At 68.5% G+C, this 14,319-nt stretch carries 10 protein-coding genes; 5 read left to right on the top strand and 5 right to left on the bottom strand.

The annotated features are described in order from the left end of the window. Positions 1–12: 12 nt before the first annotated feature. A complete protein-coding gene (locus GRX31_RS16870) occupies positions 13–1,026 on the bottom strand; it encodes an NAD(P)H-quinone oxidoreductase (RefSeq protein WP_034366753.1) in 1,014 nt (337 codons plus the stop codon). A gap of 122 nt (positions 1,027–1,148) precedes the next feature. Here GRX31_RS16870 and GRX31_RS16865 point away from each other — a divergent pair, with 122 nt between their 5' ends. Then, positions 1,149–2,024: a LysR family transcriptional regulator gene (locus tag GRX31_RS16865; protein WP_016446407.1), complete on the top strand. Its 876-nt coding sequence runs from the start codon at positions 1,149–1,151 to the stop codon at positions 2,022–2,024. A 126-nt stretch (positions 2,025–2,150) separates the two neighbouring features. Here the strand turns inward: GRX31_RS16865 and GRX31_RS16860 are convergent, their stop codons facing one another. Beyond that, positions 2,151–2,414: a VF530 family DNA-binding protein gene (locus GRX31_RS16860; protein WP_017404329.1), complete on the bottom strand. Its 264-nt coding sequence runs from the start codon at positions 2,412–2,414 to the stop codon at positions 2,151–2,153. Between the two features lie 123 nt (positions 2,415–2,537). On the opposite strand from GRX31_RS16860, the gene GRX31_RS16855 reads away from it, so the two are divergent. Both GRX31_RS16855 and GRX31_RS16850 read left to right on the top strand, forming a co-directional pair. Further along, the gene (locus tag GRX31_RS16855; RefSeq protein WP_160853817.1) at positions 2,538–4,094 is read left to right on the top strand and encodes a methyl-accepting chemotaxis protein; all 1,557 of its coding nucleotides are present in this window, start codon (positions 2,538–2,540) and stop codon (positions 4,092–4,094) included. Positions 4,095–4,149: 55 nt separating this feature from the next. Next, a complete protein-coding gene (locus GRX31_RS16850; RefSeq protein WP_012206218.1) occupies positions 4,150–4,455 on the top strand; it encodes an NIPSNAP family protein in 306 nt (101 codons plus the stop codon). An 88-nt stretch (positions 4,456–4,543) separates the two neighbouring features. Here GRX31_RS16850 and GRX31_RS16845 read toward each other — a convergent pair whose 3' ends face one another. Further along, positions 4,544–5,437, bottom strand: a complete 894-nt coding sequence (locus GRX31_RS16845) for an amino acid ABC transporter substrate-binding protein (RefSeq protein ID WP_160853815.1) — start codon at positions 5,435–5,437, stop codon at positions 4,544–4,546. 181 nt (positions 5,438–5,618) lie between these two features. Here GRX31_RS16845 and corA point away from each other — a divergent pair, with 181 nt between their 5' ends. Together corA and ppk2 are read left to right on the top strand one after the other, a co-directional pair. Beyond that, entirely contained in the window at positions 5,619–6,593 is a 975-nt protein-coding gene (gene corA, locus GRX31_RS16840) for a magnesium/cobalt transporter CorA (RefSeq protein ID WP_012206223.1), read from the top strand. A gap of 114 nt (positions 6,594–6,707) precedes the next feature. Further along, positions 6,708–7,628, top strand: a complete 921-nt coding sequence (ppk2, locus tag GRX31_RS16835; RefSeq protein ID WP_017404332.1) for a polyphosphate kinase 2 — start codon at positions 6,708–6,710, stop codon at positions 7,626–7,628. Positions 7,629–7,766: 138 nt separating this feature from the next. Here the strand turns inward: ppk2 and GRX31_RS16830 are convergent, their stop codons facing one another. Both GRX31_RS16830 and GRX31_RS16825 read right to left on the bottom strand, forming a co-directional pair. Further along, positions 7,767–13,844: a DUF4011 domain-containing protein gene (locus tag GRX31_RS16830; protein ID WP_160853813.1), complete on the bottom strand. Its 6,078-nt coding sequence runs from the start codon at positions 13,842–13,844 to the stop codon at positions 7,767–7,769. 197 nt (positions 13,845–14,041) lie between these two features. Then, on the bottom strand, positions 14,042–14,317 hold the full coding sequence (locus tag GRX31_RS16825; protein WP_348649967.1) for a metal/formaldehyde-sensitive transcriptional repressor: 276 nt from the start codon (positions 14,315–14,317) through the stop codon (positions 14,042–14,044). Between the last annotated feature and the right edge of the window lie 2 nt (positions 14,318–14,319).

Raw genomic sequence — 14,319 nt, 5'->3', positions numbered from 1 at the left:
CTATTGAGTGCCCTATTGACCGCCCTGCCCGGGAATCAGCAGCAGCTTGCCCACGCTCTGGCCCGACTCCATGCGCCGGTGCGCCTGCGCGGCCTCGGCCAGCGGCCAGGTGCTGTCGATCACGGGGCGGATGGTGCCGGCCGCCAGCGCGGGCAGCCAGCGCTGGGCAAAGCGCCGGACCATGGCCTGCTTGACTTCGGGCGGGCGCGACTTCATCACCGTGCCGAAGATCCTCAGGTGCCTGTACAGCAGCACGTCCATGGGCACGGCCGCCGCCAGCGCGCCGCCCAGCAGGCCCACGCAGACCATGCGCCCGCCCATGGCCATCGAGCGCAGGTTGCGCTCCAGATACGGGGCGCCGATGAAGTCCACCACCACATCCACACCCTGGCCGCCGGTCTGCTCGGCCACCACGGCCTGGAAGTCTTCGCTGCGGTAGTCGATGAACACGTCGGCGCCAAGGCCCAAGACAGCCGCCCGCTTGTCGCCGCTGGCCGTGGCGAACACGCGCGCCCCGGCCGCATGCGCCAGCTGCACCGCCGCCGAGCCCACGCCGCTGCCGGCCGCGTGGATGAGCACGGCTTCGCCAGGCTGCAGTTGGGCCAGGTGGAACAGCGCCTCATGCGCCGTCACGAAGACTTCGGCCACCGCGCCGGCATCCGTCAGCGAAAGGCCCTCGGGCACATGCATGGCCATGCGGTGGTCGATGCGCGACAGCTCGGCATAGGCGCCGCCGCCCACGATGCCCATGACGCGGTCACCCACGGCGAAGCCCTGCACCTCGGCGCCCACTTGCACCACCGTGCCGGCGATCTCCAGGCCCATGAGGTCGGATTCGCCAAAGTGGGCGCGGCCATAGGCGCCCTTGCGGTGCGAGACATCGGCACGGTTCACGCCGATGGAGGCATTGCGCACCAGAAGGTCATGGGGCCGGACTTCGGGCCGGGCCACGTCGCGGGCCACGAGCACTTCGGGGCCGCCGAAATCGTCGAAAACAATGGCTTGCATGCGGGCGTCGTCATTCATGGCGAAAGAGTGTCCAAAAACAGGTTGAAGAAACGAATGCCCCGAGCTTACGACTGCCGCCAGCCGCTCGAACGCAGCGATTTCGCTCTACAGTGCTGCAAATCTGCATCACGCCAACCGCCATGAACTGGGATGACACCCGCATCTTTCTCGCCCTGACACGCGCCCCTTCCCTGCGCGCGGCCGCACGCATCCTGGGCGTGGACCAGGCCACCGTGGGCCGCCGCCTGAACGCGCTGGAGGCCGAGTTGGGCAGCAAGCTGTTTTTGCGCGCCAGGGATGGCTACCTGCTCACGGCCGCTGGCGAGGCAGCGCTGGGCGCGGCGCGACGCATGGAGGGCGCGGCGCTGGACCTGCGCACGCGCATCGAAGGCCTGGACGACAGCCCGGCCGGCTTGGTGCGCGTGACCAGCACCGACTCGATTGCCACCGAATTCCTGCTGCCCGCCATCGAGCGCCTGCAGCAGCGCTGGCCCGGCATCCGCGTGGACCTGGAGGTGTCCACCCAGATGCTCAACCTGGGCCGCCGCCAGGCCGACATCGCGTTTCGCAACGTCCGCCCCGAGGCGCCAGAGCTGGTGGTGCGCCGCGTGGCGGCATGGCCGGTAGGACTGTTTGCGAGTGCCGCCTATGTGGCGCGCTTTGGCGAGCCCGTGGCCGAGGACGAACTGCGCGGCCACCACCTCGTGGTCTACGGTCCCTTCCTGGAGCAGCGGCCCGTTCCCACCATGGTGGACGTGCCCGCGCGCCAGGCCAGGATCGCCATGGCCGCCAACTCCAGCCTGCTGGTGCGCAAGGCCGTGGCGGCCGGCATAGGCCTGGGCGAAATGCCCGTGAGCATGGGCGAGCGCGAAGGCCTGCTGCGCATCTGGCCGCAGCGCCAGCGCTCGGACGACTACGAGGTCTGGCAGGTCATGCACCCCGACCTGCAGCGCACGGCCCGGGTGCGCGTCACGGCCGAGTTCCTGGCCCAGGCGCTGGGCGCGGAGCCTGCGTGATGCCGAGCTTGTCCAGGGCGGCGGCAATCACGGCGGCAGGGATGCAGGCATGCAGCGGGAGCCGATGATCGGCAGAACCTGCGCCAGCGCACCGGACAGGCTGCCCGGTGGCCACCGGCTTCGCCTTCAGTCTTTGGAAGCAGGCCTGGGCCTGTCCTTGCGCAGCATCTCCAGATAGAGCGCCTCCACCTTCTCGCGCGCCCAGGGCGTCTTGCGCAGGAACTTCAGGCTGGAGCTGACGCTGGGGTCCAGCGCAAAGCAGCGCACCGGAACCTGCCGCGCAAGCCCGGCCCAGCCGTAGCGGGCCTCCAGGGCAAGGACGATGGCTTCGAGCGTGACGCCGTGCAGCGGATTGCGGGGCTGGGCGGCGGGAGGCGGGGTTTCTTGCATGGCGCGATTTTCGCCCGCCTTTGCAGTGCTGCGGACCGCAGCTTTATTTGTAATTACATGCAACCATGCCGTAAGTTTCTGTAGCATTGTGGCGTTCCTGGCCTTCTGCTGCACTCCCCGACCATGCCCGCCCTGTCCCTTCGCCAGAAACTGCTGGCACCGCTGGTTTTCTGCCTTCTCGCGCTGCTTGCGCTCACCCTCTTCAACGCCTACCAGGCACGCGACAAGGCCTACGAGGCCCGGCAGCAGGCGCTGCGCGACTTCGTCGATGCGGGCGACAGCCTGATTGCGGCGATTGCCGCCGAGGCCAAGGCCGGCAAGCTGACAGAGGAAGAAGCCAAGGCCACCGCCATTGCCCGCGTGGGCCAGTTGCGCTATGCAGGCGGCGCAGGCTACATCACCAGCATCACCACGGATTCCGTGGTGCTGAACAATCCCGCAAGCCCGGGCATCAACGGCAAGAACATGGGCGGCTTCCAGGATGCCAAGGGCAACTACCTGTACCGCAACATTGCCGCCGTGGGCGCGTCGGCCCAGGGCAGCGGCTACCTCACGTACTGGTGGCCCCGCCCCGGCGCCAAGGAGCCCAGCGAGAAGCTGGCCTATGCCAGGCGCTCCACGGCCTGGAACTGGGACCTGATCGCTGGCGACTATGTGGACGACATCCAGCAGGCCTTTGTCGCCACCATCACCAAGTCGGTGGCGGCGCTGGCCGTGCTGGGCGCACTGCTGTCCCTGATCGCGTGGCTGGCCACGCGCAGCGTGCTCAATGCCATTGGCGGCGAGCCGGCGGTGGCGGCCGAGATTGCCAACCGCATCGCCTCGGGCGACCTGTCGCAGTCGGGGCTGGCGGGCGCAGCCCAGGCCCCCGAAGGCAGCGTGATCGCCGCCGTGCAGCGCATGAGCGAGCAGCTGCGCCAGCTGGTGACGCGCATCCATGAAACGGCCGGCGTCATCCACCGCTCGGCCGGCGAGATCGCCACGGGCAGCGTGGACCTGTCGCAGCGCACGGAGCGCCAGGCCAGTTCGCTGGAAGAAACCGCCGCCTCCATGGAGCAGCTCACGGCCACCGTGCACCAGAACGCCGAGAACGCCCAGCACGCCAGCCAGATCGCCTCGGGCGCCTGTTCCGTGGCCGAGCGCGGCGGCTCCGTGGTGGACCAGGTGGTGGCCACCATGGGCGAGATCAACAGCTCCTCGCGCCGCGTGGTGGACATCATCGGCGTGATCGACGGCATTGCCTTCCAGACCAATATCCTCGCGCTGAATGCGGCCGTGGAAGCGGCGCGCGCGGGCGAGCACGGGCGCGGCTTTGCCGTGGTGGCGGGCGAGGTGCGCACGCTGGCACAGCGCAGCGCCTCGGCCGCGCGCGAGATCAAGACGCTGATCCAGACCTCGGTGGACAGCGTGGACGCCGGCGCCACCCTGGTGGACCAGGCCGGCCAGACCATGCGCGAGGTGGTCACCACGGTGCGCAACATCACGGGCATCGTGACCGAAATCGCCTCGGCCAGCCGCGAGCAAAGCAGCGGCATCGAGCAGGTGGGCCATGCCGTGACCGACATGGACCGCGTGACCCAGCAAAACGCAGCCCTGGTCGAGCAGTCCTCGGCTGCCACCCAGGTGCTGCAGGAAGAATCGGAGAAGCTGTCGCGCCTGACGGCTTCGTTCAAACTCTAGAGCCGGCTCTGCCCTCCCTGCCTCCCCTTTCCTGTCCTCCCCTTCTTCCATCCCCATGATCACCTGCTACCTGCGCTACATCATCGACCCGTTCAAGGCCAAGGAATTCGAGGAGTACGGCAAGACCTGGATTCCTCTGGTCGAGAAATTCGGCGGCAAGCACCACGGCTACTTCCTGCCGTCCGAAGGCGCCAACAATGTGGCGCTGGCCATGTTCAGCTTCCCCAGCATGGCGCTGTACGAGGAGTACCGCATCAAGTCCATGCAGGACCCCGAGTGCCAGGCCGCCTTCCGCTACGCGGAGGACACGCGCTGCATCCTCAGCTACGAGCGCAGCTTCATGCGCCCCGTGTTCGGCTGAATCTGCCCGGCGCCGCAGCCGCCCGTCGAACGGGGCAAGCGGGCAAGCGCTGGCGGCTCGACAAATCCGGCGCCGCGCCTGCACGGGCCTACAGCAGAATGTCCGCCATGGGGTACTTCCAGAAGTCGCGCAGCAGGTAGCTGATCGGCAGGTTCAGATTCGTGGAGCTGGGTGGAATCGGCTGCAGGAACCACTTCTCGTAGATGGGGTGGATTTCGCGGCTGGTGATGATCCGCTTCATCTCTTCATCGACCAGTTTCTTGAAAGCGGTATCGGCCTTCGGCAGCATGATCGCCAGGGGTTCGGTGGACAGGAACTTGCCCACCACCTTCAAGGCGCGTGGATCGGGCCGTGCAGCGGCCAGCCCGTTGAGAAGCACGTCATCCATCACGAACGCGTCGGCTTCGCCGTTCTCCACCATCTCCAGGGCCCTCGCGTGATCGGGGGCCTCCACAATGGTGATGCCCATCAGGCGCTGCCTGTTGGCCTGCGTCACCAGGGCCATCGGGCTGGTGCCCTTGGTGGAAACCAGCTTTTTGCCCTTGAGATCCTCCATCGCGTTGATGGTGCTGTCGGCCTTCACTAGCATCCGGGCGCCGGTGATGAAATGGGGAACCGTGAACGCCACGGTCTGGCGCCGCTGCGCGTTGTTCGTGGTCGAGCCGCACTCCATGTCGGCCTTGCCCTGCTCGATCACGGCCATGCGATTGGCGGGCGTGACCATCAGGAACTCCACCTTCATGTCCTTCCTGCCTGTCTGCTTGCGCACCGCCTCGGCCAGGCGAAGGCACAGATCCAGCGCATAACCGACGGGCTTGCCGCTGCGGGTGTCGATGTAGGAGAAGGGAACAGACGATTCCCGGTGCGCAATCACCAGCGCGCCACCGGCCTGGATCTTGTCCAGCACACCGGCTGCAGATACACCGCTCAAGGCCCACAGGCCCAACGCACCCAACGCAATTCCCCACTGGCGAAAGATCATCTGAGTCCTTGGCTCGCAAGCGCCGGGCGGCGCCCAGCAGGTTGTGACAGGTTATACACGTATTGTTACCAGGTGCGCAAACCCGGGCTGCTGGCGGTTTCGATGGCAGCTTGGGCACTGGCTTTTCCCCCTCCCCCGTTATGGCAGGATCACCAGCACCAGAATTACCGAGGGACCTCCCATGCTGATCAACTGCGTTGCCTACGAAAACGGGGCCAAGCTGGCGGACATTCCCGTCGCCGACATCAGCAACTACATAGAGCGGCCCGGCTGCTTCGTCTGGGTGGCGCTGGCGGACGCCACGCCGGCCGAGCTGGAGGAGATGCGCCAGGAGTTCGGCCTGCACGCCCTGGCCGTGGAGGATGCGCTGCACGGCCACCAGCGGCCCAAGCTGGAGGAGTACGGCAGCTCGCTGTTTGCCGTGATGCACCTGCTGGAGCCCGAGCCCGAGCGGCCCGGCCACTTCAACCACGGCGAGGTCGATGTCTTCGTGGGCTCCAACTACGTGCTGTCGGTGCGCAACCGCAGCAAGCGCGGTTTCCTGGGCGTGCGCGAGCGCTGCGAGAGCGAGCCGGAGCTGCTGCGCCATGGCTCGGGCTTTGTGCTGTATGCGCTGATGGATGCGGTGGTGGACCGCTACTTTCCCATCATCGACGCGCTGGAGGTGGAGCTGGAGCAGATCGAGCAGCAGATCTTCACCAAGGGCGCGGCGCGCGACAACATCAAGCAGCTGTATGAACTCAAGGGCCGCGCCATGGACCTCAAGCACGCCGTGGCCCCCCTGCTGGAAGCCGTGGGCAAGCTCAACGGCGGGCGCGTCCCCCAGATCTGCGTGGGCTCCAGGGACTACTTCCGCGATGTGATGGATCACCTGGGCCGCATCAACGCCCAGATCGACACCATGCGCGACACCGTGGGCACGGCCATCCAGGTGAACCTGTCCATGGTGTCCATCGAGGAGAACGAAGTCACCAAGCGGCTGGCAGCCTGGGCCAGTATCTTCGCCATCTGCACGGCCTTCTTCGGCGTCTGGGGCATGAACTTCGAGAACATGCCCGAACTGAAGTGGCAATACGGCTATCCGGCCGCACTGCTGTTCGTGCTGGGTGTTTGCGGCCTGCTTTACTACAAGTTCCGCAAGGCGGGGTGGCTGTAGGCGGCGGGAAGGCGAGCGGTGCCAGGGTATTCACCCAGCCGCACCGTCACAGCCGCGTCACACATCCACGCCACCATCCCAGGCGCCAACTCCTGGACGCCCGGATTCCCCACCATGTACGACGAACTTCTGCCCGACCACCATGATTCGCTGATGCAGCGCATCGAACGCGATCTGCTCGACAGCTACGACGAAGAACTGGAGATGGAGATAGACGACGCCCGCCTGGGCAGCGGTGGCGACGATCTGGACGGTGCCGACACCGTGAGCCGCCAGACCTACTTCCGCGAGCTGCTGCGCCTGCAGGGCGAGCTGGTCAAGCTGCAGGACTGGGTGCAGCACCACAGAAAAAAGGTGGTCATCCTCTTCGAGGGCCGCGATGCGGCCGGCAAGGGCGGCGTGATCAAGCGCATCACCCAGCGCCTGAACCCGCGCGTATGCCGCGTGGCCGCCCTGCCCGCGCCCAACGACCGCGAGCGCACGCAATGGTATTTCCAGCGCTATGTCTCCCACCTGCCTGCGGGTGGCGAGATCGTTCTCTTCGACCGCAGCTGGTACAACCGCGCGGGCGTGGAGCGCGTGATGGGCTTTTGCTCCGACGAGGAGTACGAGGAGTTCTTCCGCTCCGTGCCCGAGTTCGAGAAGATGCTGGTGCGCTCGGGCATCACGCTGGTGAAGTACTGGTTCTCCATCACCGACGAGGAGCAGCACCTGCGCTTTCTGGGCCGCGTGCACGACCCGCTCAAGCAGTGGAAGCTCAGTCCCATGGACTTCGAGAGCCGCCGCCGCTGGGAGGACTACACCAAGGCCAAGGAAGCCATGCTGGAGCGCACCCACATCGCCGAGGCGCCCTGGTGGCTGGTGCAGGCCGTGGACAAGAAGAAGGCCCGGCTCAACTGCATCTCCCACCTGCTGACGCAGCTGCCCTACGAGGAGATAGAGCACCCGGCCATCGTGCTGCCCGAGCGCACGCGCAACCCGGAGTACACGCGCAACCCGGTTCCCCAGCACATGTACGTTCCGGACAAGTACTGACACCCCCTGAGGCGCTTCGCGCCTTCCCCCTCTCTACCCGCTTTGCGGGGGAGGGGGACGACACCCTCGGTGCGGGGGCGGCCCTTCCTTGGTGTCTCTGGCTTCAGCAAGTGCCCATTTCATGCGCACGGCCGACTTTCAGACCTTATGTGCCTCGCCGTCCTCCACGGATGCCTCGGGCCACTCAGAGGACGCGGAGGGCTCGGAAGACTCGGACGCCTCAGGCGTCTCTGGCGCTGGCTCTGCCTCGGCGACTGCAGCCGCCTGCGGCACCTCGGCAACCTCTACAACCTCGGCCGCACGCTTGCGCCGGTCCTGCTCCAGCAGCGCGGTCAGCGCCGCGTGGATGCGTTCCAGCGTGCCGCCCGGGTTGACCCACCAGTCCGTGGACCAGATGCGCAATATCTGCCAGCCCAGGCCGCGCAGCACCTGCTCGCGCAGCTTGTCGCGGTCGCGCGCCGTGGCCGAGCGGTGGTAGGTGGCGCCGTCGCACTCCACGCCCGCCAGGTAGCTGCCCGCATGGTCCGGGTGCACCACGCCCAGGTCCACGCGGAACGAGGATGCGCCGATCTGCGTGTGCACGCGCCAGCCCTTGTGCTCCAGCGCCTGGGCCACGCTGGCCTCGAAGGGGCTGTCGAAATCGCCCTGGCTGCCATGGTGCGACTCGGCCAGCGCGCGCGGGCCGCGCTCGGCAAATTCCAGGAAGTGCTTGAGATCGCGCACGCCCGCCGCCTGGGTGCGCGACAGGTCCATCTGCTCGCCGCGCAGGCTGGAGAAGATGCGCAGCTCCTGCCTCGCGCGCGTCACCGCCACGTTCAGCCGCCGCTCGCCGCCGTCGCGGTTGAGCGGGCCGAAGTTCATGGACACGGCGCCCGAGATATCGGGCCCGTAGGTGATGGAAAAGTACATGATGTCCCGCTCGTCGCCCTGCACGCTTTCCAGGTTCTTGACGAAGACGGGCTCCAGCAGTGCATCGGAGAAAAACGGCTCCAGCCCCGGGTCCTTGCGGCGCTCCTCGTCCAGCAGGTCCTCGATCAGGCTTTGCTGCTCGGAGTTGAAGGTGACCACGCCGATGGTGGCCCCCGACTGCGCAAACCCCGGCGACTTCAGGCGCGCCACCAGGTCGGCCACCAGGGCCTTGGCCTCGGGCTGGTTGATGCGGGCGCCACCCTTCTCATAGCGGCCCTGCACGGCGTGGAAGCTGACGGCGCGGTCGTCGGTGACGGGCGAGGGAAAGGTCACCAGCCCGCCGCCGTAGTAGCGGTGGTTGCTGAAGGCGATCAGGCTTTCATGGCGCGAGCGGTAGTGCCACGACAGGTTGCGCGTGGGCAGGCTGGCGCCCAGGCATTCGTCCAGGATGCTTTCCATGTCGCCTTCTACGCCCTGCGTGTCGTCGTCGAAGGTGTCGGAGGTGTCGGCGCGGCCGAAGAAGCTGGTGGGCGGCAGCTGCTTGGGGTCGCCCACCATGACCACCTGCCTCGCACGCGCCATGGCGCCGATGGCGTCCCAGACGGGAATCTGCGAGGCCTCGTCGAAGATGACGATGTCGAAGTTGCTGGTCTCGGCGCTCAGGTACTGGGCAATGGACAGCGGGCTCATCAGCAGGCAGGGCGTCAGGCGCAGCACGGCCGAGGGGATCTGCTCCAGCAGCTGGCGCAGCGGCAGGTGCTGGCGCTTCTTGGTGATCTCGCGCCGCAGGATGCCCCACTCGCTGTTGCGCTGGATGCTGTCGGCCGACGGCAGGCCCGCGCACAGCCGCGCACGTATCCACTGGCGCGTGACCGAGGTGAATTCATCGTCCAGCGCGCGGAAGTCGGCAATGCGCCGCTCATGCTCGGCAGAGACGAAGCGCTTGAGCACCTCGTCCTCGTCCACGGCCAGCGCCAGCCACCAGCGCGCGTAGTTGACCTCGAAGGCCTGGGGCGCCTGGGCCGGTTCCAGGCTACCGGACTCGATGGCGTCGGCCAGCGCTCCCAGCCCACCCGCGCGGGCCGCGGCCTGGGCATTGCGCCAGGCGCACCAGGCATGCAGGCCGCCCTGCCCGGCCAGCACGCCGCCCGCCGTGGCCGCCAGCTGCTCGGCCGTGCGCTGGGCCAGGGCACGCTGCTGCGGCTCGCCATGGGCTGCCGCCGCGCTGAAGGGGTCTATGGCCGCGTGCAGGCCGGCCAGGCTGTCCAGCAACTGCTGGCAGGCCATGCCGACCGCGGCGCCCTCGCCCAGCTCGGCGCTGCGCAAGGCCAGCACCTGGTGCAGCGCCTGGCGTGCCTGGACCAGCTCGGCCTCCTGCCAGCCCAGCCCGGTCAGCCCTGCCTGCAGCGATCCCTGCAGGCGCAGCGCATGCTCCACGGCTTGCGGGCGCGTGTCCAGGCCGTCCCAGACGCCGGGGCAGCGCAAGCGCAGCTCGTCCAGCGCCAGCAGCTGTTCCTCGATGGCGCTGCGGGCCGCCAGCTGCGCGTGGGCCTGCTGCAGCGCCGCGCCACAGCGGCCCTGGGCCACGGCGGCGTGCGATGCCATCAGGCTGCCGCGCCGCGTCAGTTGCAGGCGCTCGCGCTCGAAGGCCAGCGCGTCCTGCAAGGCCTGGGCATCGGTTTCCAGGCCGCGCCACAGGCCGTGGCTGGCATCGGCCAGCGGCAGGTAGCCATCGAGCTGGCGGTCGATCTGGTACAGGGCCTGCAGGCGCTGCACTTCGGCAGCCCAGCGCTCGCCGCCATGGCCTTCGGCCACGGCCTCCAGTCCATCGAGCGAGAAGGACTTCTGCGCACGCGCGGCCAGCAGGGCCGCATTGGCCTTCAAGGCGCTGCGCGCATGGTCGGTGCGCGTGCGGTGTCCGGCCCACAGGCCGTCGGCTGCGGCGCCGGGCTGGATCTGGTCCAGTTCCTCTCGCAGGCCCCGGATGCGCACCAGGGCGGCCAGGTCATCGGCCACGCGCGGCTCGCCCGCGCCTTCGATGGTGGCCTCCAGCGCCGCGCGCACCTTGCGCCGGCCCAGCCAGGACAGCGGCCACAAGGACTTGCCGGCCCTGGCCCATTCGCGCTGCAGCTGCGAGACATTGAGCTGGCCCACGCCCGCGCCGTACTTGACGGACAGGCCCTGGCGCAGCGCCGCGATCTCGTCGATGCACTGCAGGCCGCGTTCCAGCTCGTCGCCCAGGGCCACGGGCAAGGGCGTGCCCAGCCCGGCCTGCAGGCGCCGGCGCTGCGCCAGCAGGTCCAGCGCCTGGGCCAGGCGCGCCTGCAGCTCGGCCGGCCAGGGCGCCAGCATCTGTGCGGACAGATCACCGTGCTGCGCCAGCAGCTGCAGGCCCGATTGCAGGGATTCGCCAATGCGCGCGCCGTCAGGCAGCACGCAGAAAGCCAGGTTGCGGCCTGCGGCCGCAGGCAGCGCGCGCGCGATCACGCCCAGCGCCGAGCGCGCCTGGCGCCCCAGCGCCGGCCACTCGATGCGCAGCAGCCGGCCCAGTTGCTGCGCTGCCTCGGCAAAGCCCTGGCCTGCATCGTGCAGGGCCTGGGCGGCATCCACCATCTGCTGCTGCCAGCGTACGGACCAGTCGCTGGCCTGCACCGTGGCCAGCGGCCCGTCCTTCAGATGCTGCGCGCCCACGGCCTGGGCATTGGCCTGCAGGCGGCCCGCAGTCTCGCGCAAAAGGGCCAGGCCCGCTTCGTCATGGGCCTGGGGCGTGGGCCAGTGAAATCCCAGGCGCGGCAGCGCCTGGCCACCGGCCACGGCGCCAATGGCGCGGTAGATGGTCCAGCCGTTGGCGTGGCGCCGGTGCAGGCGCTCCACATAGGCCGACAGCTGCTCGCGCAGGCGGCCGAGCTGGCTGGCCTTGGCGGCCCAGGCCTCGGCATCCACCTGGCCATGCGAGTCCCAGGATTTCTGCAGCTGGCCCAGCACGTCGAGCTTGCGGCTCTTGTTGGAGTGCAGCTCCAGGCAGAACTCGCCCAGGCCCACTTCGCGCAGGCGGCGGTAGACCACGTCCAGCGCGGCGATTTTCTCGGCCACGAAGAGCACGCGCTTGTCCTCGGCCAGGCACTGCGCGATCAGGTTGGCAATGGTCTGGCTCTTGCCCGTGCCCGGCGGGCCGATGAGCACGAAGTCCTTGCCGCGCGCAGCGGCCATCACGGCCGACAGCTGCGATGAATCGGCCGGCAGCGGGCTGAAGACCTGCTGCGGCGCGAACTCCTGGTCCAGCCGCCGCGTGTCGGGAAAGGCGATCTCCGAGCGATAGGGCTCGCGCGGCGTGTCGATCAGGTGGGCGACCACGGGCGAGCTGCGCAGCTGGTCGGCGCGCTCGGCCAGGTCCTTCCACATCAGGTATTTGGCGAAGGAGAACATGGACAGCACCACGTCCTCGCTGACCTCCCAGCCGCGCACGTCCTTGATCGCCTCGCGCACGCGGGCCCAGATGCCGGCGATGTCCAGTCCGGCCTCGTCGCGCGGCAGGTCGCCTGCGGGCACGCCCAGCTCCAGCTGGAAGTCCTGGCGCAGCATCTCGACCAGCGTGGGGTTGAAGCGCGGCTCGTCCTCATGCGCCTGCAGCGTGAAGCCCGAGCGCGCGCTCTTGCGCTCCAGCGTGACGGGCAGCAGGATCAGCGGCGCGCGCACGCGCACATCGGGCTTGTCGGGCCGGCTCCAGACCAGAAAGCCCAGGGCCACGAACAAGGTGTTGGCGCCGCCTTCCTGCAGCGCGTTGCGCGCGCCGCGAAACAGCTCCACAAAGCGGCTGTCCAGCTCCAGCGGCTCCAGGTCGATGAAGACCTCGCGCCGCTGCAGCGCCTCTTCGGCGTGCGCGCCGCGCAGGTCTTCCAGGCTGCGCGCCTCGTGCAATGGCTGGCTGCGCGGGTCCTTGCCCTGCATGAGCTCGGGGCTGGGCAGCAGCTTGAGCACCTGGCCCCGGGCCAGCGTGTCCTCCAGCGCGGGCGCGGCCACCTGCAGCAGCAGCGATTTCTTGCCGGGCTTGAAGTTGAGCAGGGCATTGCGCAGCGACAGGTCCAGCAGCCGGCGCTGCCAGCGCGCCAGCCTGTCCTTGGGATCGAGCTGGGAGGTGGGCACTTCGCGTGTTTGCGCCTGCGCCAAGAGTTCGGGCGGCGGCTCCACGGTGAGCCGTGGCTCGGCCTGTCCTTCGCCGGCCTCGGGCGCGGCGTCCTGCGGCTGGGCCAGCGCCAGCGGGCGGATGCGCTGCATGCGTGCGCGCCGAACGTCCACCAGCAGCTCGAACTGGTCCTCATGCTCTTCGGCCAGCTGGCGCGCGCCCTGGGCAATGGCCTGGCTGAAGGCCACGGCCTGGCCTTGCGCGGCCAGCGTGGTCTCGAAGACCACCAGCTCCTGCAGCTTGAGCCGCTTGCGCACGGCCGTGATGTCATCGACCACGGCGGTCGAGAATTCCTGCCTGCCCAGCCACAGGCCCACGAAGGCATGGCCGCGCGTGAAGACCAGCAGCGGGTTCAGGTGCGCCTGCTCCAGGCAGGAGGCGAACAGCAGCGTCAGGTCCAGGCAGGTGGCCAGGCCCGCATCCAGTACCTGGGACGCGCCGCGTATCTTCTGGCCCGCATGCTCGAAGCTGGCCGGCGGCAGCGCGTAGTTGAGTTTCTTCTGGAGCACGGAGGTCCAGATGGCCGAGGCCAGTTCCCAGGCCCGCTGCGGCCCCTGTTCATAGCCGTTGATGGCGCCGGACTTGCCCGCCACCTCCAGCGCCTGCGCCGCGCCCTTGAGGATGCGGTCCACGGCCGGATCATTGGGTTGCACGAAGGCCGCCACCATCTCGGGCAAATGCCCCAGGCCGCCCCACTGGTTGCGGGCCAGCAGTTCCAGCGGGTGTTCGTGCCGGGCCAGCACCGTCTCTGCCGGCTGGCCGCTGCGCAGCTCCAGCCGCAGCACGGCAGGCTCGGCCTCGGTCAGGCGCGAGAGCAAGGCGCCGTCCAGCGCCACATCCAGGTCGGTCAGCGCATAGGTGCTGTGCGCGGCCACCGACTCCAGGCGCCACGTGCGCGGCTTGATGAAGGCAGGCTCCGAGGCCAGGTGCAGGCTCAGCGCCTGCAGCGGCAGCTCGCCCTCGTTGACGATGGCCAGCTCCAGCAGCGCGGGCACGGCGTTCTGGAAGTCGGCGAGATTGAGCTTGGCGACGGTGCCGATGCGCAGCTGCGGGGCCGTCTGCGGCGCCTGGGCGGCGGCGGGGGCGGCATCTGCGGGGGAATCTCGGCGGGGGTCTTCTGTCATGCGCGGTAGTCCTTGGCTGGCCAGCAGGCGGCGGGAACTGTCGAAATCCCGTCATATTCCTGGCCTGACGATTGTCCGCTGCGAATGGGGCGCCGTGTCCGAGATGGGCGGTTTTCAGGGGTCACTGTTTGCAAAAAATGAGAGCAGGAAACCGCGCCGAGAGCGCCAATCCGCAGGGCCGGCCATCACTTCATCAATCACTTCATGTACGAGCGCATCACCGACAGCACCAAGTCCACGTCGTCTTCACGGGCCTGGCTGCCGGCCGTGCCATCGCCCAGATGGGTGCGTACATGGCCCTCGAGCACCTCGAAGATCATGCCGTTGACGGCGCCGCGCACGGCCGCCAGTTGCTGGAGGATGGCCGCGCAGTCGTGCTCGGCCTCGAGCGCGCGCTCCAGCGCCTGGGCCTGGCCCTGGATGCGGCGGATGCGCGTGAGCAAGCGCTTCTTGTTCTGAATCGTATGTGCCATGA

The sequence above is a fragment of the Delftia sp. CH05 genome (assembly GCF_009827015.1).
Classification (GTDB): Bacteria; Pseudomonadota; Gammaproteobacteria; order Burkholderiales; family Burkholderiaceae_C; genus Comamonas; species Comamonas tsuruhatensis.
The sequence above is the reverse complement of the archived record's forward strand: the minus strand, read 5'-3'. Positions and strand labels throughout refer to the sequence as shown.